The organism is Stenotrophomonas aracearum (assembly GCF_031834615.1).
GTDB lineage: Bacteria > Pseudomonadota > Gammaproteobacteria > Xanthomonadales > Xanthomonadaceae > Stenotrophomonas > Stenotrophomonas aracearum.
On record NZ_CP115543.1, the window covers coordinates 1,111,134 to 1,132,258 of the forward strand.

General features: G+C 68.1%; 21 protein-coding genes. 5 read left to right on the forward strand and 16 right to left on the reverse strand.

Annotated features, from left to right (window positions below; translation table 11 throughout):
* Positions 1–149: 149 nt before the first annotated feature.
* The 11 genes from PDM28_RS05275 to PDM28_RS05325 all read right to left on the reverse strand — a co-directional run bounded on the left by PDM28_RS05275 (position 150) and on the right by PDM28_RS05325 (position 10,951).
* Positions 150–836, reverse strand: coding sequence for a Fe2+-dependent dioxygenase (locus PDM28_RS05275; RefSeq protein WP_102944122.1), 687 nt, complete (start codon positions 834–836; stop codon positions 150–152).
* 19 nt (positions 837–855) lie between these two features.
* On the reverse strand, positions 856–3,177 hold the full coding sequence (locus PDM28_RS05280; protein ID WP_311184045.1) for a catecholate siderophore receptor Fiu: 2,322 nt from the start codon (positions 3,175–3,177) through the stop codon (positions 856–858).
* A gap of 156 nt (positions 3,178–3,333) precedes the next feature.
* Positions 3,334–3,729: a hypothetical protein gene (locus tag PDM28_RS05285; protein ID WP_311184046.1), complete on the reverse strand. Its 396-nt coding sequence runs from the start codon at positions 3,727–3,729 to the stop codon at positions 3,334–3,336.
* A gap of 134 nt (positions 3,730–3,863) precedes the next feature.
* The gene (locus tag PDM28_RS05290; protein WP_311184047.1) at positions 3,864–4,196 is read right to left on the reverse strand and encodes a non-heme iron oxygenase ferredoxin subunit; all 333 of its coding nucleotides are present in this window, start codon (positions 4,194–4,196) and stop codon (positions 3,864–3,866) included.
* Positions 4,193–4,729 (reverse strand): GNAT family N-acetyltransferase, encoded by a 537-nt coding sequence (locus tag PDM28_RS05295; protein WP_311184048.1) that lies wholly within the window; start codon positions 4,727–4,729, stop codon positions 4,193–4,195. Before PDM28_RS05295 ends, PDM28_RS05290 begins: the two co-directional genes overlap by 4 nt.
* Positions 4,730–4,780: 51 nt before the next feature.
* Positions 4,781–5,497, reverse strand: coding sequence for an energy transducer TonB (locus tag PDM28_RS05300; protein ID WP_311184049.1), 717 nt, complete (start codon positions 5,495–5,497; stop codon positions 4,781–4,783).
* A gap of 167 nt (positions 5,498–5,664) precedes the next feature.
* A complete protein-coding gene (locus PDM28_RS05305) occupies positions 5,665–6,921 on the reverse strand; it encodes a cysteine desulfurase (protein ID WP_311184050.1) in 1,257 nt (418 codons plus the stop codon).
* Positions 6,918–8,180 (reverse strand): Fe-S cluster assembly protein SufD, encoded by a 1,263-nt coding sequence (gene sufD / locus PDM28_RS05310; protein WP_311184051.1) that lies wholly within the window; start codon positions 8,178–8,180, stop codon positions 6,918–6,920. Before sufD ends, PDM28_RS05305 begins: the two co-directional genes overlap by 4 nt.
* Positions 8,180–8,944, reverse strand: coding sequence for a Fe-S cluster assembly ATPase SufC (sufC, locus tag PDM28_RS05315; protein WP_311184052.1), 765 nt, complete (start codon positions 8,942–8,944; stop codon positions 8,180–8,182). Before sufC ends, sufD begins: the two co-directional genes overlap by 1 nt.
* A 62-nt stretch (positions 8,945–9,006) precedes the next feature.
* Positions 9,007–10,482 (reverse strand): Fe-S cluster assembly protein SufB, encoded by a 1,476-nt coding sequence (gene sufB, locus PDM28_RS05320; RefSeq protein ID WP_102944114.1) that lies wholly within the window; start codon positions 10,480–10,482, stop codon positions 9,007–9,009.
* A 16-nt stretch (positions 10,483–10,498) separates the two neighbouring features.
* Positions 10,499–10,951: an SUF system Fe-S cluster assembly regulator gene (locus PDM28_RS05325; RefSeq protein ID WP_070206640.1), complete on the reverse strand. Its 453-nt coding sequence runs from the start codon at positions 10,949–10,951 to the stop codon at positions 10,499–10,501.
* 132 nt (positions 10,952–11,083) lie between these two features.
* Here PDM28_RS05325 and PDM28_RS05330 point away from each other — a divergent pair, with 132 nt between their 5' ends.
* Positions 11,084–11,551 (forward strand): SET domain-containing protein, encoded by a 468-nt coding sequence (locus PDM28_RS05330; protein ID WP_311184053.1) that lies wholly within the window; start codon positions 11,084–11,086, stop codon positions 11,549–11,551.
* A gap of 111 nt (positions 11,552–11,662) precedes the next feature.
* Here PDM28_RS05330 and PDM28_RS05335 read toward each other — a convergent pair whose 3' ends face one another.
* The 4 genes from PDM28_RS05335 to PDM28_RS05350 all read right to left on the reverse strand — a co-directional run bounded on the left by PDM28_RS05335 (position 11,663) and on the right by PDM28_RS05350 (position 13,916).
* Entirely contained in the window at positions 11,663–12,259 is a 597-nt protein-coding gene (locus PDM28_RS05335) for a YceB family lipoprotein (protein WP_311184054.1), read from the reverse strand.
* Between the two features lie 111 nt (positions 12,260–12,370).
* Positions 12,371–12,904: a hypothetical protein gene (locus tag PDM28_RS05340; RefSeq protein ID WP_311184055.1), complete on the reverse strand. Its 534-nt coding sequence runs from the start codon at positions 12,902–12,904 to the stop codon at positions 12,371–12,373.
* Positions 12,905–12,944: 40 nt separating this feature from the next.
* The gene (locus PDM28_RS05345) at positions 12,945–13,253 is read right to left on the reverse strand and encodes a DUF3861 family protein (RefSeq protein WP_102944110.1); all 309 of its coding nucleotides are present in this window, start codon (positions 13,251–13,253) and stop codon (positions 12,945–12,947) included.
* A gap of 264 nt (positions 13,254–13,517) precedes the next feature.
* The gene (locus PDM28_RS05350; protein ID WP_070206701.1) at positions 13,518–13,916 is read right to left on the reverse strand and encodes an HU family DNA-binding protein; all 399 of its coding nucleotides are present in this window, start codon (positions 13,914–13,916) and stop codon (positions 13,518–13,520) included.
* Between the two features lie 283 nt (positions 13,917–14,199).
* Here PDM28_RS05350 and PDM28_RS05355 point away from each other — a divergent pair, with 283 nt between their 5' ends.
* Positions 14,200–14,631 carry an OsmC family protein gene (locus PDM28_RS05355; RefSeq protein WP_070206635.1) on the forward strand — a complete coding sequence of 144 codons (432 nt, stop codon included), beginning with the start codon at positions 14,200–14,202 and terminating at the stop codon, positions 14,629–14,631.
* 60 nt (positions 14,632–14,691) lie between these two features.
* Here PDM28_RS05355 and PDM28_RS05360 read toward each other — a convergent pair whose 3' ends face one another.
* Complete coding sequence (locus PDM28_RS05360; protein ID WP_311184056.1) at positions 14,692–15,567, reverse strand: PhzF family phenazine biosynthesis protein; 876 nt, start codon at positions 15,565–15,567, stop codon at positions 14,692–14,694.
* A gap of 139 nt (positions 15,568–15,706) precedes the next feature.
* Between PDM28_RS05360 and PDM28_RS05365 the strand changes: the two genes are divergently transcribed.
* From PDM28_RS05365 to murD, 3 genes are read left to right on the forward strand one after another with little or no spacing between them, the layout of a single operon-like run.
* A complete protein-coding gene (locus tag PDM28_RS05365) occupies positions 15,707–18,310 on the forward strand; it encodes a bifunctional aspartate kinase/diaminopimelate decarboxylase (RefSeq protein WP_311184057.1) in 2,604 nt (867 codons plus the stop codon).
* Between the two features lie 41 nt (positions 18,311–18,351).
* Positions 18,352–19,707: a UDP-N-acetyl-alpha-D-muramoyl-L-alanyl-L-glutamate epimerase gene (murL, locus tag PDM28_RS05370; protein ID WP_311184058.1), complete on the forward strand. Its 1,356-nt coding sequence runs from the start codon at positions 18,352–18,354 to the stop codon at positions 19,705–19,707.
* Positions 19,688–21,097 (forward strand): UDP-N-acetylmuramoyl-L-alanine--D-glutamate ligase, encoded by a 1,410-nt coding sequence (murD, locus tag PDM28_RS05375; RefSeq protein WP_311184059.1) that lies wholly within the window; start codon positions 19,688–19,690, stop codon positions 21,095–21,097. Before murL ends, murD begins: the two co-directional genes overlap by 20 nt.
* The last annotated feature ends 28 nt before the right edge of the window (positions 21,098–21,125 follow it).

Genomic DNA, 21,125 nt, shown 5'->3' on the forward strand with positions numbered 1-21,125 from the left:
TGGCGTCGGGGTTCCGGCGCGGCGGGAATTGTAGGTAGCGTTTGTCACAAACGCAAATAGGAATGGTTTACATCAGCCGCGCAGGGCGTGGCTCTACCGGTCCGTTGACCTGGCGGTAGAGCCACGCCCTGCGTGGCTGATCGCGGTGCTCAGGTCTCGCTCCAGCGCCGCAGCAGGTTGTGATACACACCCGTCAACTGCAGCACCGCGCCCGGATCAGCCCCGGTGACCCGCAGCTTCTCGATCGCCCCATCCATTTCCAGCAGCATCCGCCGCGCGCCGTCATCCCGCACCATGCTCTGCACCCAGAAGAACGAGGCGACCCGCGCACCGCGGGTCACCGGGTTCACCTTGTGCAGGCTGCTGGACGGGTACAGCACCAGGTCGCCCGCCGGCAGCTTTACGTCATGCTCGCCGTAGGTGTCGCTGATGACCAGTTCGCCGCCGTCGTACTCCTCCGGCGCGTTGAGGAACAGCGTGCACGAGACGTCCGAGCGCAGGTGACTGCGCTGGCCGTCCGTACCGGTGATCATCACCGCGCCATCGACATGGAACCCGTACTCGCCGCCGCCCTGGTAGCGGTTGAAGCGGGGCGGCAGGATGCGCAGCGGCAGTGCAGCGGCGAAGAACAGCGGGTGCCGTTCCAGCGCCGCCAGCACCATCCGCCCCAGTTCGGCCTTCAGCGGCGACGCGTCGGGCAGCTGCTGGTTGCGTTTGACCTGCGCGCCCTGCACGCCCACCGTCTCGCGGCCATCGGCCCAGTCCGCCGCCGCCAGTGCGCGCTGCAGGTGGGCCAGTTCGTCGGCAGTGAGGACATCGGGGACGTGCAGCAGCATGGCAGGGTCCTGGCGGGGATCAGAAGCGGAAGTCGGCGCTGAACAGCACGCTGCGCGGAACGCCCGGGGTGTAACGGTAGCCGCTCTTGTTGATCGCGGCCACATACTGCTTGTCGAACAGGTTGTAGGCGTTCAAACGCAGCACCAGGTGGTCGTTGATCGCGTACGAGGCGACCGCGTCATACACCGTGTACGACTTGGTGAAAGCCGGCGTACCGACTGCACCGTCGGTGCCGCGATGCATCTGGCCCGCGTAGCGTACGCCACCGCCCAGGGTCAGCCCGAACGGGAAGGTGTAGCTGGTCCAGCTGGTGAAGGTCGCGCCCGGGGTGTAGGTCAGGTTGCGGGTGCCGTCGGCGGCCACGTTGGCGCCTTCTTCCACTTCGGTGTCCAGGTGGCTGTAGCCGGCCGACACCGACCAGTTGTCGGTGATGCGGCCCACGGTGGAAACTTCGATGCCCTGCACCGACTTCTTGCCGGTCTGGGTCGGGTTGCCGGCGTCGTCCAGCACCTGGGTGTTGATCTCGTTGCTGACCTCGGTCCTGAACAGCGCCACGTTGAAGGCCAGCGCGTCCTCCAGGAATGCCCACTTGGTGCCCACTTCCAGGGTCTTGGCCTTCTGCGGGTCCAGGCTGGGGTTGTCGGCGCTGCTGGCCGAGCTGCTCAGCTGGAAGTTGCTGCCGCCCGGGGGCTGCTGCGACAGCGCGTAATTGCCGTACAGGCTGACGATGCTGCCCACCTTGTACACCGCGCCCAGCTTCCAGTTCAGCAGGGTGTCGCTGTGCTCCAGCGACGGGTTGGCGAGTACCGTGCCGACCGGACTGCTGCCGCACGCCGGGCCACGCCCGCCGCATACGGCCGCACTCTGGTACTCGGTCTTGTAGTGGTCCGCGCGCAGACCGGCCGTGACCAGGAAGCTCTCGGTGAAGTGCAGGGTGTCGAACAGGTACACCGACGAGGTGGTGGTCTTGCCGCGGGTGTCGGCGCCGTTGTGCGCCCAGGTCAGGCCGGTGGCATTCCAGTCCGGGTTGTACAGGTTGGCAGCCGACCAGGTGGTGCCGTTGGTGGCGGCCTGCCCGAAGGTCTTGAGCTCTTCGCGGGTGAATTCCAGCCCGGTGCTCAGGTTGTGCGCGATGGCACCGGTGTTGAAGTCCGCGCGCAGGTTGAGCTGGTCGGTAAGGATGGTGTTCTGCTGGTCCTTGAAGGTCGGCAGGCTGCGCGCGATCGTGTAGGTGTCCAGGTTGTTGCGGTCGGTGTAGCGGATGTTGCCGGTCGGGGCGCCATTGGCACCGCGCGTGCCGGTGCCCATGAACGCGGTCAGCAGGTAGTCCTGGTCGGTACGGCCCCAGCGCGCGGTGTTGGTTAGCTGCAGGCCGTCGTTGAAGTCGTGTTCGATCCGGAACGTGGCCATCTTCGCGGTGACATCGTCATGGTCGGCGCGGGTGCCGTAGAAATTTTCCGGGTTCACGGGGTGGCCGGCCAGCTGTTCCAGGGTCGGCTGCGGGGTCCAGCCCGGCAGGCCCAGCGTCGGCACGCCGCCGTCGGGCACGTTCTGCTGGTCCACGTACAGCAGGTTGAGGATGTAGCGGGTGTTGCTGTCCAGCCCGAACACCAGCGACGGCGCGATGCCCCAGCGCGAATTGTTGACGTGGTCGCGGCCCGGCTGGTCGCTGTCCTGCCACATGGCGTTGAGGCGCAGCGCGCTGCTGGCGCCCAGGGCCTGGTTCCAGTCGGCGGTACCGCGCAGCTGGCTGTCGCTGCCCGCGGAGAGGGTGCCGCTGACCGCGTCATGCAGGTTGGCCTGCTTGCTCACCATGTTGATCGAGCCGGTCGGTGCCGAGCGGCCGTTGTCGGTGCCGGCCGGACCCTTGGACACTTCCACCTGCTCGGTGTTGAACACATCGCGCGAGATCGACCCGACGTCGCGCACACCGTCCACGAAGATGCTGCTGGAGGTGTCGAAGCCGCGCATGAAGATGCTGTCGCCGGTGTTGGTGTTGCCGTTCTCGCCGACATAGAACGTGCCCACGCCCGGGCTGTTGCGCAGTGCATCGGTCAGGGTGGTCGCGCCCTGCTGGGTGAACAGGTCGCGGGTGATGACCTGGATGGTCTGCGGGGTGTCCTGCAGCGGCTGGGTGAACTTGGGCGAGGCGACCTTGTCGGCCTTGAAGCCGCGCGTGGCCAGCACGTGCACCTGGTCCAGCGTCTGCGCCGTGGTGTCGTTGGACTGGGCCTGCGCAGCCACGGGCAGCACGGCCAGGCTGAGGCCGGTCACCAGGCTGGCGGTGGCCAGGCTGGCGGCGCTGCGGGCGGGGGAGGAGTGCTTGCGGCTCTTGATCATGGTGGTTGAAGACCTGGAAACGGATGAAGGGAAGCCGCGTACACGCACGAGGGGATGCGCGCACGCAGGAGCATGGACGGTCGATCGGATACGGAAAGAGGTCGTGCGGACAGCAGTCAGCGGCGCGCGCGGCAGCAGGCCCGCGCGGCGGGTCGATTAGGCGCGGACGGGAGGCGCCTGGGACGGGTGCGAGCGCAGCGGGCGCGCCGGCAGGGAGAACGGTGGCGGAACAGCAGGCGTCGCGGTACTGCCTGCACCGGACAGCAGGCGCAGTGTCCAGACCGGCGCGCCGGTTTTGCCGGGTCGACCGGTTTCCGCTTCCTTTTCGCCGGCCACGCAGGCATGCACGGCGGCGTTGAGTCGGCCGGGCATGGGGGCGCCGGATTGACTGTGGTCTTCGCCTGATGCGGCGCGGACCCCGGGCCCTGCCGATCCGGCCGCCGCATCCAGGCCCGGCCAGCCGATGAAGGCGGCAAGCAGGCAGAACATCGCCGCTGCAGTCAGCAGCAGCGGGGTCCAGCGGGCGGGGGCGGCGTCTCGGGCGGAAGCCATGAGGCGGGGATCGGTCAGGCCGGGGCGGCGAAGAACGCTAAATTAACAGAAACAATAATGATTCGCATCCGCGATCATGTCGTCATCATCCCCGTTCTGGCACTGAACAGGGGTGGATATCGAAAACTGTGGACTCAGTCGCGGTCGTCGCGGGTCCAGACCGCGTCGTGCTCCCGCTTCACCGGGAACTTCGACACCGGGCTGTAGGCCGGTGCGCACAGGGCGCGGCCGTCACGCACGTCGAAGCGCGCGCTGTGCAGCACGCACTCGATGCTGCCCTCGGTGGTGTCGAAGGTGCCCGAGGACAGCTCGAACTCCTCATGCGTGCACTGGTCTTCCAGCGCGTACAGCTCGCCGTCCAGGTTGAACACCACGATCGGCGTGCCGGTGACCTCGTCGAAGGTGCTCTTCATCTCGCCCGGCAGCAGCTCGGCCGTGGCGCAGACGAAGGTCCAGGTCTCGCTCATGCGTGTGCCGCCAGCGGCTTTTCCAGCACTTCGAAGCGCAGGTCATCGCGCTTGGGAATGCCGAAGCGCTCGTCGCCGTAGGGGAACGGCTTCTTGATCCCGGTGCGCTGGTAGCCGCGGCGCTCGTAGAAGGCGATCAGCTCGTCGCGGATGTCGATCACCGTCATCTGCATCACCGGCACCGCCCATTCGCGCGCGGCATGCGCTTCGGCGGCGTCCATCACCTGCTTGCCGATGCCGCCGCCCTGCTGGGCCGGGTCGACCGAGAACATGCCGAAGTAGCCCTTGCCCTGGTCATCGGCGACGTGGGCGCAGGCCAGCAGCTGGCCGTCGCGTTCGGCCAGCAGCACGGTGCTGCGCGGGCGCTCGATATCGGCCTGCAGGCCGGTGGCGTCGATGCGCGCGCCGTCCAGCATGTCTGCTTCGGTGGTCCAGCCGGCGCGGCTGGCGTCGCCGCGGTAGGCCGAGGTGACCAGGGTGATCAGGGCGGGAATGTCGGCCAGCGTGGCCGCACGGAAGGTCAGGGTGCTCATGCCGTCATTCTAGTGGCGGCTGCCAGTGGCGGGTAGTTCGGCGGCGCGGGCTCAGCGGATGAAGAACTCGACCGGGAATGACAGTTCCACCGGCGCCGGCCGGTCGTCCGGGACGGCCGGCAGCGGTTCGGCGCGGCGGAAGGTATCCAGCGCGGCCTGGTCCAGCATCGCGTACCCGGAGCTCGTCTCCACCGACAGCGCCAGCAGGTGTCCGTCGCGGGACAGGCTGACCCGTACCTGCACCACGCCTTCGTGGCGGCGCGCGCGTGCGGCATGCGGGTAGCGGCGGAAGCGCTCCAGTTGGGCCATGACCCGGCCTTCCCAGCTGTCGCGACCGGGCGTGGCTTCGCTCGGGCCGGGCGGCAATGGCGGGCTGGGCGGTGAGGCGGCAACGGAGGCCTGTTGCTGCAGTGGCGCAGGAGGGTCGGTTCTGGGCTGCGGCGGAGTAGGCGGCGGGATGACCCAGTTGGCGGCGTCTCGCGGCGGCGTTTTCGGAAGATCGCGCGGCGGCTCGGGCTTCTGGTGCTGTACGGCGGCGGCCATGCTTGGCGTGGGCGCGATGATGTCTTCCAGCGGCACCTGGGGCGCGCGCGGAGGCAGCAGGAGGAGCTGGGTGCGGTCGGCGGGTGGAGGCACGAGCGGGCGCGTGCTGCTGGTGTGGCTCCAGAGCAGGAGTGCCAGGGCGGCTGCGTGGGCGAGTGCCGTGATGGTCGCAGCGAGTGCTTGGGCGTGGCGCTCGAAAAACGGGACTGCTGCGACCGACGACATTCGAGATCATTAATGAGAAGAGTTCTCATTATTGCACGAGCCATTCCCGGCATGGAACGTTGAAGCATCGGGAGGGCCGGCCAGCGGCCGGCGCTACCGGTAGTCGGTCGATTCGGTGGTGCGGTCGATCAACGGTAGCGCACGACCGTTGGTCGTGCGGCCCCGGCTCAGCCGAGCAGCTTGCGTACCTTGTTCAATGCGGCGATGAAGCGCTCGATTTCGGCGTGCGTGTTGTAGAACGCCAGCGACGCGCGGCAGGTGGCCGCTACGCCGTAGTACTGCAGCAGCGGGTGCGCGCAGTGCTGGCCGGAGCGGATCGCGACGCCTTCCAGGTCGAGCAGGGTGGCCAGGTCGTGGGCATGGGCGCCTTCGATCAGGAAGGAGACGACCGCCGCCTTGTCCGGGGTGGTGCCGAACATGCGCAGGCCGTCGATCTTGCCGAGTTCTTCGGTGAAGTGCGCAAGCAGTTCGCCTTCGCGCGCTTCCACGTGCTCCAGGCCCAGCGACTCCAGATAGTCCACTGCTACGCCGAGGCCTATGAAACCGGCAATGTTCGGGGTGCCGGCTTCGAACTTGTGCGGGGCATCGCTGAAGACCGTGCCTTCGAAGCTGACTTCCTTGATCATCTCACCACCGCCGAGGAAGGGCGGCATGGCATCGAGGTGCTCGCGCTTTGCCCACAGCGCGCCGGTGCCGGTCGGGCCGCACATCTTGTGGCCGGTGATGGCGTAGAAGTCGCAGCCGATGGCGGCAATGTCGACCTTGCGATGCGGAACGGCCTGCGAGCCATCGACCACGGTGATGATGCCGCGCTTGCGCGCTTCACGGCAGATCTCGCGGACCGGGTTCACGGTGCCGAGCACGTTGGAGACGTGGGCCACGGCGAGCAGCTTGACCTCGGGGGTCATCGCCTTGCGCAGCGCGTCCAGGTCGAGCGCGCCCTCGGGGGTGATCTCGGCCACGCGGATGGTGGCGCCGGTGCGCTGGGCGACGAGCTGCCACGGCACGATGTTGGCGTGGTGCTCCATGCGCGAGACCAGGATCACGTCGCCGGCCTTCAGGCGCGGCAGCGCCCACGAATAGGCCACCAGGTTGATCGCGAAGGTGGTGCCGCTGCACAGCACCAGCTCGCTGGCGCGCACGTTGAGGAAGCGCGCCAGCTTGGTGCGCGCGCCCTCGTAGGCGTCGGTGGCCTCAGTGCCCAGCGCGTGTACCGCGCGGCTCACGTTGGCGTTGTAGCGCCGGTAATACTCGTCCACCGCGCCGATCACCTGCACCGGCTTCTGTCCGGTGTTGGCGTTGTCGAAGTACACCAGCGGCTTGCCGTGTACTTCCCGCATCAGCAGCGGGAAGTCCAGGCGCACGCGGTCCCAGTCGGGCGCGACCGCTGTATCGGTCGCCGGACGCGGGGTGGAGAGGTTCATGCCACGCCTGCCTTGGCCAGCGCGACGTCGAGCTGGCGGCGCAGCTGCTCGGTCAGGCGCGCGTCGAGCATGTTCAGCGGCTCATGGCAGAACGCGGCGCTGAGCAGCTGCTGTGCCTGCTCGGCCGGCAGGCCGCGCGAGCGCAGGTAGAACAGCGCGTTGGCGTCGAGCTGGCCCACAGTGGCGCCGTGCGCGGCCTTCACTTCATCTGCGTCGATCACCAGCGTGGGCTGGGTGTCGATCTCGGCGTCGGCCGAGAGCAGCAGGTTCTTGTTGGAGAGGTTGGCATCGGTGCCATCGGCGCCGGCCCGGATGTGGATGCCGCCGTGGAAGACCACGCGGCTGCGGTTGGCGGCGACGCCGCGCCAGACCATTTCCGAGGCGGTGTCGCGCGCGATGTGCTCGATGCCCAGGCGGGTGTCCACATGGCGGCGGCCATTGCCGAGCAGTACGCCATTGGCGGTGAGCTGGGCGTTGTCGCCTTCCAGGCGCACGTTGAGTTCATGGCGGCTGAGCGCGGCGCCCAGCTCCAGGTCCACGCGGCGGTACTGCGCGTCGCGGGCCAGCACGGCGTCGGTGCGCAGCAGGGTGGTGGCGCGGGCGCCGTCGGCCTGCACACGGGCATGCGAGAGCACCGCGTTCTTGGCCAGGTGCACGTGCACCAGGGTGTTGCCGAAGTGCGCAGCGTCGCCCAGGTCCAGGTGGTGTTCGACCACGCCGAGGGCGGCGCCGGCGCGCAGCTCGATCAGGTGGCGATGGTGCCAGGCCAGGTCGGCGGCACCGGCGGCGCTGATGAAGACCAGCTGCAGCGGTGCTTCCACCTGCACGCCGTCGTCCACGCGCACCAGCACGCCTTCGTCGGCCAGCGCGGCGTTGAGCCGGGCGAAGATTTCTTCGCTGCGCTCGAAGCGGCGGCCAAGGAAGCGCAGGGCGTCGTCACCGGCGTGCAGCGCGGTAGACAGGGTCTGGACCTGCACGCCGTCGGGCAGTGTGGTGAGGTCGCTGTGCGCTTCGGACGGGCGGCCGTTGACGAACACCAGCCGCGGCGACGGGATGTCGGCCAGCAGGGCAGGGTCGATCTCCGGCGCGGCCAGCGGCGCCGGCTGGAAGCTGCGGCGTTCCAGCTGGCGCAGCGAGGTGTACTTCCAGGCTTCGCTGCGCGGGCCGGGCAGGCCGGCCTGCAGGGCCGCGTCGAGCTCGGCGCGGCGCGCGTCGCTGCCGCAGAAACCGGCGGCTAGGGAATCCAGCAGGGCGCTCATCAGACCGCTGCCTCCGGCACCACGCGGTCCTTCAGGAAGTGGTAGCCGTGCGCTTCCAGTTCCAGGGCCAGCTCGGGGCCGCCGCTCTGCACGATCTTGCCGTCGGCCAGCACGTGCACCACGTCCGGCTTGATGTAGTCGAGCAGGCGCTGGTAGTGGGTAATCACCAGGAACGAACGGTCCGGCGAGCGCAGCGCGTTGACGCCGTCTGCCACGCTCTTCAGTGCGTCGATGTCCAGCCCGCTGTCGGTCTCGTCCAGGATCGCCAGCTTCGGTTCGAGCACGGCCAGCTGGAAGATCTCGTTGCGCTTCTTCTCGCCACCGGAGAAGCCTTCGTTGACGCCACGGTGCAGCAGTTCGTCCTTCAGGTGCAGCACGGCGAGCTTCTGGCGCACCAGCTTGAGGAACTGCATGGAGTCCAGTTCTTCCTCTCCGCGCGCCTTGCGCTGGGCGTTGAGCGCGGCGCGCAGGAAGTAGGTGTTGTTCACGCCGGGGATTTCCACCGGGTACTGGAACGCCAGGAACAGGCCGGCGGCGGCGCGTTCTTCCGGGGCCAGCTCGAGCAGGTCGCGACCTTCGAACTGGATGCTGCCTTCGCTGACGTCATAGCCATCGCGGCCGGCCAGCACGTTGCCCAGCGTGGACTTGCCGGCGCCGTTGGGGCCCATGATGGCGTGCACCTGGCCCGGCTTCACGTCCAGCGAGAGGCCCTTGAGGATTTCCTTGTCGCCGATGCGGGCGTGGAGGTTGTCAATCTTCAGCATGATACGAATCCGGGTAGTGCCACGCCCTGCGTGGCAAAAATGTAAATCAAAGGCGCGGCAGATCAGCCCACGGAACCTTCAAGGGAAACTTCCAAAAGCTTCTTCGCTTCCACCGCAAACTCCATCGGCAGTTCGCGGAAGACCTGCTTGCAGAAGCCATCCACGATCATCGACACCGCGTTTTCCTGGTCGATGCCACGCGCGCGGCAATAGAACAGCTGGTCGTCGGAAATCTTCGAGGTGGTGGCTTCGTGCTCCACCGTCGCACTCGGGTTCTTGACCTCGATGTACGGGAAGGTGTGCGCGCCGGAGGTCTTGCCGATCAACAGCGAGTCGCACTGGGTGTAGTTGCGCGCGCCGTCGGCATTCCGGTCGACCTTGACCAGGCCGCGGTAGGTGTTCTGGCCACGGCCGGCGCTGATGCCCTTGCTGACGATCTTGCTCTTGGTGCGCTTGCCGATGTGGATCATCTTGGTGCCGGTGTCGGCCTGCTGGCGATGGTGGGTCAACGCCACCGAGTGGAACTCGCCCACCGAGTCGTCGCCCAGCAGCACGCAGGACGGGTACTTCCAGGTGATCGCCGAACCGGTTTCGACCTGGGTCCAGGTGACCTTGCTGCGCGCGCCACGGCATTCGGCACGCTTGGTGACGAAGTTGTAGATGCCGCCAACGCCGTTTTCGTCGCCCGGGTACCAGTTCTGCACGGTGGAGTACTTGATCTCGGCATCTTCCAGCGCGACCAGCTCAACCACTGCGGCGTGCAGTTGGTTCTCATCGCGCATCGGCGCGGTGCAGCCTTCCAGGTAGGACACGTACGCCTTGTCCTCGCAGACGATCAGGGTGCGCTCGAACTGGCCGGTGTGGCCGGCGTTGATGCGGAAATAGGTGCTCAGTTCCATCGGGCAGCGCACGCCCTTGGGAATGAACACGAAGCTGCCGTCGGAAAACACGGCCGAGTTCAGCGCGGCGAAGTAGTTGTCGCCGACCGGCACCACGGTGCCCAGGTACTTCTGGACCAGTTCCGGGTGCTCCTTGATGGCTTCGGACATCGAGCAGAAGATCACGCCCTTTTCGGCCAGTTCCTTGCGGAAAGTGGTACCGACCGAGACCGAGTCGAACACCGCGTCCACCGCCACGCCGGCCAGCTTGGCGCGCTCGTGCAGCGGCACGCCCAGCTTGTCGTAGGTGTCGAGCAGTTCCTTCGGCACGTCGTCCAGCGAGGCGTACTTCGGGCCCTTCGGCGCTGAATAGTAGCTGAGCGCCTGCAGGTCGATCGCGGCGATCTGCAGCTTGGCCCAGTTCGGCATCGGCATGGTCAGGAAGTGGCGGTAGGCGTCCAGGCGCCACTGCGTCATCCACTCCGGCTCGTCCTTCTTGGCCGAAAGGGCACGGATGGTGTCCTCGTCCAGGCCGGGCGGCAGCGAGTCCGATTCGATCTCCGTGATGAAGCCGGCCGAATACTTGCGGCCGAGCTGCTCATGGATCTCGCGGTTGGGGGTGTCGCCGGGGGCGACGGTGTCGAGGGTATCGGTGGCCATGGGGGCTGCCTGTGGATCAGGAGACGACATCCGCCGCGATCACGCGGCGGGGGGCGTCAACAAGGGGAAGAGGGGGCAGGATCTGCGCCAGGCTGACCTTGCGCAGTGCGTCGGACACCACGTCGTTGATCAGCCGCCAGCTGCTGCGCGCGCCGCACTGCAGCTCGCGTCCGCACTGGCTGTGGTCGTGCGCGCACTCGGTCAGGCCCAGCGGGCCCTCCATGGCTTCGACGATCTCGAACAGGCTGATCTGGTCGGCGGCGCGGGTCAGCCGGTAGCCGCCGCGCACGCCGCGCAGGCCTTCGACCAGGCCGGCCTGGGCCAGCGGCTTGAGCAGCTTGCTGACGGTGGGCGGCTCGAGGCGGGCATATTCAGCCAGTTCGGTCGCACTGAGCACCTCGCCCGGGCGCGCGGCAAGGACGGTCAGGACGACGGTGGCGTAATCGGTGAGCTTGGTGACGCGGAGCATGGGGAGGGCAGAGCCATAAAGCGGACTGAAATTGTACGCTTTTATGCGCGGGCATCCAACCCGTCGTGTTCAGGTAGGCATCATCACGACTATTAAGCGAGAATCGACCATCCCAACGTAACGGCCAGCCTGATGCCCAAGAAGATCCAAGCCCGCAAATCCTCGATCCACGGCAATGGCGTGTTCGCGCTGGCGCCACTGAAGAAGGGCGAACGGGTCATCCAGTACAAGGGCCTGCTGCGCAGCCACGCCGATGTGGACGCCGATGATACCGGGGATGTGGAGAGCGGTCACACCTTCCTGTTCACCCTGAACGACGACTATGTGATCGACGCCAACTACAAGGGCAACGATGCGCGCTGGTTGAACCACAGCTGCGACCCGAACTGCGAGGCGGTGATCGAGGAAGCCGAGGGCGACAACCGCCGCGAGGACAAGGTGTTCATCGAGGCGATCAAGGACATCGAGCCGGGCGCCGAGCTGACCTACAACTACGGCATCACCCTGGCCGAGCGCCACACCGCGCGCCTCAAGAAGATCTGGGAATGCCGCTGCGGCTCGAAGAAATGCACCGGGACGATGTTGCAGCCCAAGCGGTAAACGCCAAGGGCGTTTGCCGTTTGGGCGTAGTGCCGGCCGCTGGCCGGCTCCACGCAAATCTGGCCGAAGGAGGAGCCGGCCAGCGGCCGGCACTACGTCGGTGGGTTCCGGTTATTTTCCGAGAACCCCTGCCGGCACCATCGCACCAAGGTCCTGGTTGAAGGTCACCACCAGCCTGCCGTTCTGCACCTGGGCCGACTGCACCTGCAGCGCGCCGAGCAGGGCGCCCACGGTCGGGTCGATTTTGTAGATCGGCTCGCGGCGGGCGTAGTCGGTCAGGATCACGTTGAGCAGCTCGCGGGTGCGCGAGTCCAGCCGGCCACCGTTGTTGGCCGGGGTGAAGTCGTCCACGGTCGGCTGGTCCAGGTGGAAGCCCTGGGTCTGCGCGTCATAGCGCAGGCCGCTGCTCAGCTTGACCTTGCCCAGCGGGGCGGGCGCACCGCCGGCGGTGGCCACCGCCACGTCCATGCCCAGGTCCAGGCGGTTGCCCTGCGGCAGGGTCAGGGTCGGGTGGCTCATGGTCATGGCGATCAACCCGCCCAGCGCGTTCTGGGTGCGCGGGAAGCTGCCATCGAGGTACTGCTGGACGTCGGCGGCACCCACCGACAGGTTGCGGCCGGAAATGCTGGGGGCGGCCTGTGCGCCGACGGCGGCGGCAATCAGGACGGTGCAGGCGGCAAGGCGGGCGAACGCGGGGCGTAGCTTCATGGGAGCAGGCGCAGGGTTGGGATGACCACACGATAGCGGGTCTGGATGAATCGGTGCTTCATGGCTGGCGCCAGAAGCATCCACGCAGGGCGTGGATCTACCGTCGCCCGTTCAGTGCACTACGGGTTGCAGGGAAGCGCTGTGGATTTCCCAGCCGCTGCCGTCGGGGCGCGGTTGCAGGCGGTACCAGCCGTGGAAGACGAAGGTCCCCGTACCGGTAATCGCGCGGACCCGCACGGGAACCTCGCGCAGGCGCGAGGGCTGTTCGGTGTCGCGGGCAATGGGACTGTCGGTGTCGATCCGCAGGTTGCGCAGGTCGGCGATGTCGCGCAGCAGCGCGTCGTCGGGGCGGGAGCTCGTACGACCCCCGCTCCAGTAGGCGTCCGAGGCGCTGCGGTCGCGGTTGAGCAGGGCATACACGTAGTTGCGCACGGTAGTGCCTTCGTCCGCGGCGCCGGGTGCCACTGCGCTGAGGGTCGGCGACGCCACGCTGGAGAGCGTGCCTTCCGCAGGCGGCGTTGCATCCGCCGCCGGCGTTGCGTGGGCGAGGGGAGCGGCATCCGGCCGCGCGCCATCGGCGACCGGGTCGGGCTGGCATGAGCACCCTGCAAACAACAGCGGCAAAAGAAACACGACTCGACGCATGGCGCACTCTCCCCGGTGAAGGGCAGAGTGTAGCGGTGCTTCAGGGCGCGCGCTGGATGCCGTCCAGCGCGGCAAGTACGTGGTCGAGCTGCGGCTGCAGTGCGGTCAGCGGGTGGCTGGGCTGGTCGGCGTAGCGCTGCGCCAGGTCGTGCAGCAACTGGGTGGCGACGATCGCCGCAGCGCGCTCGTCGCCGCTCAGGCCGGTCTGGCGGCGGGCCACTTCCAGCAGCCGCATCCAGTCCTGCTGGGCGCGGTGTTCCAGTTCGATGGTGCAGCGTCCGCTGCACTGCAGCCCGTCCTTTTCGATCGGGGTAACGGTGATGCGATAGCGTTGCGAGGGGCTGGCCATGGCGGTGCACTGTGGGGGGGGGATGGGTCCACCTTAGGCGTGGCGACGGGCCGGGGCGACAGGCGCGGCCGCACGCAGTGTTCCACCTTGTGCGTTCCGCTTTTGCGCGGATCCTGCGTGCAGCCCGTGGCGGCAGGGTCTGCACCGGCGGGCCGGGTGCCGCCGGGGTTTGGCAACGCTGTGTTTCGCTGTTTGTGCGGTGCCCCAAAACGAGGACGGGACGGCCAAGGCCGTCCCGTCCGGGTGCTGCAGGAAGCGCGCAGATTACAGCGCGGCGTCCTTGAGCTTCTTGAGCGGACGCACCTTCAGCTTGGTGGTGGCCGGCTTGGCGGCGAACCACTGCTCTTCCTTGGTGAACGGGTTGATGCCCTTGCGCTTCGGCTTGGCAGCAACGCTGACGGTGGTGATCTTCAGCAGGCCCGGCAGGGTGAAGCTGCCTGCGCCCTTCTTGTGCACCGAGGAGGCCACGGCGGTTTCCAGCGAGGCGAGCACCGCGCGGACGTCCTTGGCGACAACGCCGGAGGCTTCTGCGATGTGTGCAACCAGGCCGGACTTGGTCAGCACTTCCTTGATCGGCTTCGGAGCTGCCGGCTTTGCGGCGGCCTTCGTAGCGACTTTCTTCACTGCCTTCTTCGGGGCAGCCTTCTTAGCGGTCTTTGCCATGGTTTCCTGTTCCGTGATCGGTTGGTTGGGTGGTCGCGCCGAACCCATCGGCAAGCGAAATGTAGGGCAACAATGCGGCGCCGCCAATAGGCAAACGCATAAAAATTCGGCTTTTCTGCAAATTCGATTACCGCAGTGCATCAGGACATGCCCGGAAATGCGGTCGCTGCACCCTGTTTTGACGGGTCCAACGCCAGGGGGGCGCGGCCCAGGGCGGCCAGACACGGCGCTAACGGCCGACCGTCTAGGCTGGTGTTGCCATTCACCCACAGAGGAAGAACCGATGGGCATTTCGCGTCACGCCACCGCGCACTGGGAAGGTGACCTCAAGACAGGCAAGGGACAATTGAGCACGCCGCAGAGCGGCCTGCTGGACAAGACCCGCTATGCCTTCAGCAGCCGCTTCGGCGACGAAAAGGGCACCAACCCGGAAGAACTGATCGCCGCCGCGCATGCCGGCTGCTTCACCATGGCGCTGTCGGCCAAGCTCACCGAAGCCGGATTCGTGCCGACCTCGCTGGACACCGAGGCCAAGGTCGACCTGTCGATGGAAGGCGGCCCGCAGCTCTCGCAGATCACCCTGAAGGTCAAGGCGGTGGTCCCCAACATCGACGCGACGCAGTTCCGCGCGATCGCCGACGACGCCAAGCAGAACTGCCCGGTGTCCAAGGCATTGAGTGCGGTGCCGATCAGCCTGGAAGCCGAATTGGGCTGATGGGTGTTCTGGGGTGCTGGTAGAGCCACGCCCTGCGTGGCTCTAACGGCCTTCGGTCCATTACCAGGTGATCGTTCCTTCGATTACGGTCTGTACCTGGCCGCCGGACCAGACCTCGCCCTCCGCGTCCACATGCAGCGTCAGCCGCGCATCATGGCCCACTTCGCGGCCTTGGCTCACCACATAGCTTCCCCCGTGCCCCGGCAGCGCATCGCGGCTGTCCAGCCACGCCGCCAGCACGGCATTGGCCGCACCCGAGGCGGCGTCTTCAAAGCGGCGACCGTTGCCGACGAATGCGCGGACCGCCAGGTCGTAGTCGCCACCGGCAGCGCGCGCGTAGGCGAACACGCCCATGCTGTCGGTGCTTTCGGCCAGCGCCGCGACCGCGTCCCAGTCCGGCGACAGGGCGCGCAGCGCGGCTTCGTCGGCCAGCGCCACCACCCACCAGCTGCGGCCGCCGGACATGCGCGCCGGCGGGAGGTCGCCCAGGGACCAGCCCGCCAGCGCGGCCTGCAGGCGCGGGTCGCCCGCAGTGGTGATTTCCGCCACCGCCGCGGGTGGGGTGCGGATCGCGATGCTGCGCGCGGCGCCTTCGCCCACTACCCGCAAGGGCAGGGCGCCGGCAATGCCGTCCTGTACCAGCACGCCGTCCACCGGCGTGGCCAGGCCGGCGTCCAGCACGGCGTGCGCGGTGCCGACGCTGGGGTGGCCGGCGAACGGCACTTCCTTCTGCGGGCTGAACATGCGGATGCGATAGCTGGCACCGGACGCCTGCGGGGCGAATACGAAGGTAGTTTCCGGCAGCCGGGTCCAGCGCGCGATCGCCTGCATGCGGGCGTCGTCGAGGCCTTCGGCGTCCAGTACCACGGCCAGCGGGTTGCCCGCGCCGGGATAGGGGGAGAACACGTCAAGCTGGAGGAAGCGGCGGGCAGTCATGGCAGGTCGGTCAGGCAGAACGGTCGGGCAGCTTAACAAGGCCGGCCGGGTCTGACGGGGGCGGCGCGTTGGCATAGAATCAGAGGTTCGGCCCGGCGTGCCGGGTCGATCCCCCCACTACCTACCCATTCCTACCTCCATGTCAGCTTCCCCCCTTGTCGATCGCTGGATCGTACTGAAGTTCGGCGGCACCTCCGTGTCGCGTCGTCACCGCTGGGACACGATCGGGAAGCTGGCGAAAAAACGTGCGGAAGAAACCGGCGCGCGCGTGCTGGTGGTGGTCTCGGCCCTGTCCGGGGTCACCAATGAGCTGACCGCGATCGCCGATGGCGCCGCCGACAGCCGCGCCCGCGTGGACGCGCTGGTGGCGCGCCACCGCGAGTTCCTGGCCGAACTGGCGCTGGACGCCGGCACCCTGGACGCGCGCCTGGCTGCATTGCAGGGCCTGCTGGACGACCCGCGTGCGGCCACCCGCCCGCTGGACTGGCAGGCCGACGTGCTCGGCCAGGGCGAGCTGCTGTCGTCCAGCATCGGCGCCGCGTACCTGCGCGCCGGCGGCCTGGATTTCGGCTGGATGGACGCGCGCGAGTGGCTGCAGGCGCTGCCGCCGGAGCCCAACCAGAGCGACTGGTCGCAGCGCCTGTCGGTGAACTGCCAGTGGCGCTCGGACGCCGGGTGGGCCGCCGGTTTCCGCGCGCAGCCGACCCGCATGCTGATCACCCAGGGCTTCATCTCGCGCCACGCCGACGGCGGTACCGCCATCCTCGGCCGTGGCGGTTCGGACACCTCGGCGGCGTACTTCGGTGCGCTGCTCGGCGCCAGCCGGGTGGAGATCTGGACCGACGTGCCGGGCATGTTCAGCGCCAACCCGAAGGACGTGCCCGACGCGCGCCTGCTGACCCGCCTGGACTATTACGAAGCGCAGGAAATCGCCACCACCGGCGCCAAGGTGCTGCACCCGCGCTCGATCAAGCCGTGCCGCGACGCCGGCGTGCCGATGGCGATCCTGGACACCGAGCGCCCGGAACTGCCGGGCACCAGCATCGACGGCAACGCCGCGCCGGTGCCGGGGGTGAAGGCGATCAGCCGCCGCAATGGCATCGTGCTGGTGTCGATGGAAGGCATCGGCATGTGGCAGCAGGTCGGCTTCCTGGCCGATGTGTTCGGCCTGTTCAAGAAGCATGGGCTGTCGGTGGACCTGATCGGTTCGGCCGAAACCAACGTGACCGTGTCGCTGGATCCGTCCGAGAATCTGGTCAATACGGATGTGCTGGCCGCGCTGTCGGCCGACCTGTCGCAGATCTGCAAGGTCAAGATCATCGTGCCGTGCGCGGCGATCACCCTGGTCGGGCGCGGCATGCGCTCGCTGCTGCACAAGCTGTCGGACGTGTGGGCGACCTTCGGGCGCGAGCGCGTGCACATGATTTCGCAGTCGTCCAACGACCTCAACCTGACCTTCGTGATCGACGAAGCCGACGCCGACGGCCTGCTGCCGATCCTGCACGCCGAGCTGATCGACAGCGGCGCGATGCCGGTGGAAGAGGGCGAGGTGTTCGGCCCGCGCTGGCGCGAGATCGCCGGCACCATCCGTCCGCGCGAAACCGCCTGGTGGCGGGGCCAGCGCGAGCACCTGCTGCACCTGGCCCAGGCTGGTACGCCGCGTTACGTGTACAACCTGGCCACGGTCCGCGCGCGTGCGCGGGCGCTGGCGGCGATCAAGCCGATCGACCAGCGTTACTACGCGATCAAGGCCAACAGCCACCCGGCCATCCTGGAACTGCTGGAGCAGGAAGGCTTCGGCCTGGAGTGCGTCTCGCACGGCGAGCTCAAGCATGTGTTCAACGTGCTGCCGACGCTGTCGCCGCGCCGCGTGCTGTTCACCCCCAGCTTCGCGCCGCGTGCGGAGTATGAAGCGGCGTTCGCGCTGGGCGTGACCGTGACCCTGGACAACGTGGAAGCGCTGCAGCGCTGGCCCGAGCTGTTCCGCAACCGCGAGCTGTGGCTGCGCGTGGACCTGGGCCGTGGCGAAGGCCACCATGCCAAGGTCCGCACCGGTGGCAAGGACTCCAAGTTCGGCCTGCCGATCGCGCGCGTGGACGAGTTCGTGCGCCTGGCCACCGACCTGGGCACTCGCGTGGTCGGCCTGCATGCGCACCTGGGCAGCGGCGTGGAAACCGCGCAGCACTGGCGCCTGATGTGCGACGAACTGGCCGGCTTCGCGCGCCGCATCGGCAGCGTGGAAACCATCGACATCGGCGGCGGCCTGCCGATTCCGTACAGCGCCGATGACGAGCCGTTCGACCTGGAGGCGTGGGCCGTAGGCCTGGCCGAGGTCAAGGCCGTGCACCCGGCGTTCCGCCTGGCGATCGAACCGGGCCGCTACCTGGTGGCGGAGTCGGGCGTGCTGCTCACCACCGCCACCCAGGTAATTGAAAAGGACGGCGTGCGCCGGGTCGGGCTGGATGCGGGCATGAACACGCTGATGCGCCCGGCGCTGTACGACGCCTGGCACGACATCGAAAACCTCAGCCGCCTGGGCGGGTACTCGGAGGCGATGTTCGACGTGGTCGGGCCGATCTGCGAGTCCAGCGACGTGTTCGGCAAGCGCCGCCGCCTGCCGGCCACCACCGCGCCGGATGACGTGATGCTGATCGCCGATGCCGGCGCCTACGGCTACGTCATGGCCAACACCTACAACCAGCGGGAGCTGCCGCGCGAGGACGTCATCGACGATGTGCCCTGAGCGCCGCCCGCTGTTTTCCCTCATGCCCCACCGGACCCACCATGACTGCTGCATTCGATAAACACCAGGTTGCCTGCTTCCGCTTCGTCCGCTGCGACCTTGCCGCGGACACCGGCGTGGCGCAGCTGGTCTACGCCTTCGACAACGGCCCGGAACTGGTCGAGACGGTCACCATTCCCGGCGCACCGTTCGTGCTGGAAGGGGCCCGTGCCGAGGCGGTGCAGCGCGCGCTGCGCCTGCTGCACCTGATCGCCGGCGTCAGCTATTACAAGGCGGGCGTGCCGGAGCAGGTGCGGATCGACAGCTACACGGTCGACGCCGATACCGCCGCGCTGGTGGAAACGGTGTACCTCAACGGCCTGGGCGAATTCGCCTACCGCAACGGCCTGAACCTGCGCGGGCGGTTCCGCCTGCCGGTGGACGGGGAAGCGGTTGCCGCGCCGGCGGTGGGCCTGCGCGGGCACGCGCTGGTGGCCATCGGCGGCGGCAAGGATTCGCTGGTCAGCATCGAAGCGCTGCGCACGCTGGGCATCGCCGAGACGGTGACCTGGATCGGTGGTTCGCAGCTGATCCGGGCCTGCGCCGAGCGCACCGGCCTGCCGATGCTCAACATCGGCCGCACGCTTGCGCCGGAGCTGTTCGAGCTCAACCGCCAGGGCGCCTGGAACGGGCATATTCCGGTGACCGCGGTGAACTCGGCGATCATGGTGCTGGCCGCGCTGCTGCAGGGCGTGGACCAGGTGGTGTTCTCCAACGAGCGCTCGGCCAGCTATGGCAGCCAGATCCCCGGCACCGGTGAAGTGAACCACCAGTGGTCCAAGGGCTGGGCGTTCGAGCAGGCCTTCGGCGAGCACCTGCAGCGCCACGTGGCCGCCGACCTGCAGTACTACTCGCTGCTGCGGCCGCTGTCGGAGCTTGCGGTGGCGCGGCAGTTCGCGAAAACCGATTACTACGACGCGCACTTCTCCAGCTGCAACCGCAACTTCCACATCCTGGGCGAGCGCCCGGTGAACCGCTGGTGCGGGGTGTGCCCGAAGTGCCACTTCGTGTTCCTGGCGCTGGCGCCGTTCATGCCCAAGACCCGGCTCGTGCGCATTTTTGGCCGCAACCTGCTGGACGATCTGGAGCAGGCCGGCGGTTTCGACGCCCTGTTGGAGTTCCAGGACCACAAGCCGTTCGAGTGCGTGGGCGAAGGCCGCGAGTCGCGGGCGGCGATGGCGACCCTGGCCGCGCGCCCGGAATGGAACGAGGACGCGCTGGTGAAGCGCTTCATCCACGAGATCCAGCCGCAGCTGGACGGCGCCGAGCTGCAGATCGAACCGCTGCTGGTGCTGGAAGGCGAGCACCGCATTCCGGCGGCGATCTGGGAGCGCCTGCGTGCGAATTTCGCAGCTTGAGGGCAAGCGGGTTGCGCTGTGGGGCTGGGGGCGCGAAGGACGTGCTGCGTTTTCGGTTCTTCGGCAACGCCTGCCCGCGCTTGAACTGACCCTGTTCTGCCCCGAGGCCGAGGCCGCCGCTGCGCGTGCCGAAGCCGGCAGCGCGCTGCAGGTGCGTTCGGACGTGAGCGGCGATGCGCTGGCCGGGTTCGAGGTGGTGATCAAGTCGCCGGGCATCAGCCCCTACGGCGACGCCGCGATGGCGGCCGCCGCGCGTGGCACGCAGTTCATCGGCGGCACCTCGCTGTGGTTTGCCGAGCACGCGGATGCCGACGGCACGGTGCGCGACACCGTGTGCGTGACCGGTACCAAGGGCAAGAGCACCACCACCTCGCTGCTGGCGCACCTGCTGCGCGCCTCCGGGGCGCGCACCGGGCTGGTCGGCAACATCGGCCTGCCATTGCTGGAAGTGCTCGATCCGCAGCCGGCGCCGGCGTACTGGGCGGTGGAGCTGTCCAGCTACCAGACCGGCGAGGTGGCGCGCAGTGGCGCGCACCCGCAGGTGGCGGTGGTGCTGAACCTGTTCCCCGAACACCTGGACTGGCACGGCAGCGAAGCGCGTTACATCCAGGACAAGCTGGCGCTGGTGACCGACGCGGCGCCGCGGATCGCCGTACTCAATGCGGCCGATCCGCACCTGGCCGGGTTGTCGCTGCCGCGCAGCGAAGTGGTCTGGTTCAACCAGCCGCAGGGCTGGCACATGCGCGGCGAGATCGTGTATCGCGGCGACCAGGCGGTGTTCGACACCGCCAACACGCCGTTGCCGGGCCGCCACAACCGCGGCAACCTGTGCGCGGTGCTGGCCGCGCTGGAAGCACTGGGCCTGGACGCGGTGGCGTTGGCCCCGGCGGTGCAGGATTTCCGCCCGTTGCCCAACCGGCTGCAGACCATCGGCACGCGTGACGGCCTGCGTTTCGTCAACGATTCGATCAGCACCACCCCGCACGCCAGCCTGGCTGCGCTGGAGTGTTTCGCCGGCCAGCGCATCGCGCTGCTGGTGGGCGGGCACGACCGGGGGCTGGACTGGCAGGACTTCGTCGCGCACATGGCGCACGACGTGCCGCCGGTGGAGATCGTGACCATGGGCGCCAATGGGCCGCGCATCCATGCGCTGTTGCAGCCGCTGGCCGATGCCGGCCGGTTCGGCCTGCATGCGGCAGGCGACCTGGATGAAGCGGTGCGGCTTGCCTGCGCCGCGCTGGGCGGGCAGGGCGGGGTGGTGTTGATGTCGCCGGGCGCGCCGAGTTTCGGGGTGTATAGGGATTACGTCGCCCGCGGCCGCCATTTTGCCGAACTGGCGGGGTTCGATCCGGAGCAGATCACCGCGATCCCGGGGATCGGGATCGCCTGATCGGGCACCGCGAAGCCACGCAGGGCGT

What these genes read in the sequence shown, in the direction of transcription:
- PDM28_RS05275 (WP_102944122.1), bottom strand. Translation starts at nt 836, where the DNA reads ATGCTGCTGCACGTCCCCGATGTCCTCACTGCCGACGAACTGGCCCAC.
- PDM28_RS05280 (WP_311184045.1), bottom strand. Translation starts at nt 3,177, where the DNA reads ATGATCAAGAGCCGCAAGCACTCCTCCCCCGCCCGCAGCGCCGCCAGC.
- PDM28_RS05285 (WP_311184046.1), bottom strand. Translation starts at nt 3,729, where the DNA reads ATGGCTTCCGCCCGAGACGCCGCCCCCGCCCGCTGGACCCCGCTGCTG.
- PDM28_RS05290 (WP_311184047.1), bottom strand. Translation starts at nt 4,196, where the DNA reads ATGAGCGAGACCTGGACCTTCGTCTGCGCCACGGCCGAGCTGCTGCCG.
- PDM28_RS05295 (WP_311184048.1), bottom strand. Translation starts at nt 4,729, where the DNA reads ATGAGCACCCTGACCTTCCGTGCGGCCACGCTGGCCGACATTCCCGCC.
- PDM28_RS05300 (WP_311184049.1), bottom strand. Translation starts at nt 5,497, where the DNA reads ATGTCGTCGGTCGCAGCAGTCCCGTTTTTCGAGCGCCACGCCCAAGCA.
- PDM28_RS05305 (WP_311184050.1), bottom strand. Translation starts at nt 6,921, where the DNA reads ATGAACCTCTCCACCCCGCGTCCGGCGACCGATACAGCGGTCGCGCCC.
- sufD (WP_311184051.1), bottom strand. Translation starts at nt 8,180, where the DNA reads ATGAGCGCCCTGCTGGATTCCCTAGCCGCCGGTTTCTGCGGCAGCGAC.
- sufC (WP_311184052.1), bottom strand. Translation starts at nt 8,944, where the DNA reads ATGCTGAAGATTGACAACCTCCACGCCCGCATCGGCGACAAGGAAATC.
- sufB (WP_102944114.1), bottom strand. Translation starts at nt 10,482, where the DNA reads ATGGCCACCGATACCCTCGACACCGTCGCCCCCGGCGACACCCCCAAC.
- PDM28_RS05325 (WP_070206640.1), bottom strand. Translation starts at nt 10,951, where the DNA reads ATGCTCCGCGTCACCAAGCTCACCGATTACGCCACCGTCGTCCTGACC.
- PDM28_RS05330 (WP_311184053.1), top strand. Translation starts at nt 11,084, where the DNA reads ATGCCCAAGAAGATCCAAGCCCGCAAATCCTCGATCCACGGCAATGGC.
- PDM28_RS05335 (WP_311184054.1), bottom strand. Translation starts at nt 12,259, where the DNA reads ATGAAGCTACGCCCCGCGTTCGCCCGCCTTGCCGCCTGCACCGTCCTG.
- PDM28_RS05340 (WP_311184055.1), bottom strand. Translation starts at nt 12,904, where the DNA reads ATGCGTCGAGTCGTGTTTCTTTTGCCGCTGTTGTTTGCAGGGTGCTCA.
- PDM28_RS05345 (WP_102944110.1), bottom strand. Translation starts at nt 13,253, where the DNA reads ATGGCCAGCCCCTCGCAACGCTATCGCATCACCGTTACCCCGATCGAA.
- PDM28_RS05350 (WP_070206701.1), bottom strand. Translation starts at nt 13,916, where the DNA reads ATGGCAAAGACCGCTAAGAAGGCTGCCCCGAAGAAGGCAGTGAAGAAA.
- PDM28_RS05355 (WP_070206635.1), top strand. Translation starts at nt 14,200, where the DNA reads ATGGGCATTTCGCGTCACGCCACCGCGCACTGGGAAGGTGACCTCAAG.
- PDM28_RS05360 (WP_311184056.1), bottom strand. Translation starts at nt 15,567, where the DNA reads ATGACTGCCCGCCGCTTCCTCCAGCTTGACGTGTTCTCCCCCTATCCC.
- PDM28_RS05365 (WP_311184057.1), top strand. Translation starts at nt 15,707, where the DNA reads ATGTCAGCTTCCCCCCTTGTCGATCGCTGGATCGTACTGAAGTTCGGC.
- murL (WP_311184058.1), top strand. Translation starts at nt 18,352, where the DNA reads ATGACTGCTGCATTCGATAAACACCAGGTTGCCTGCTTCCGCTTCGTC.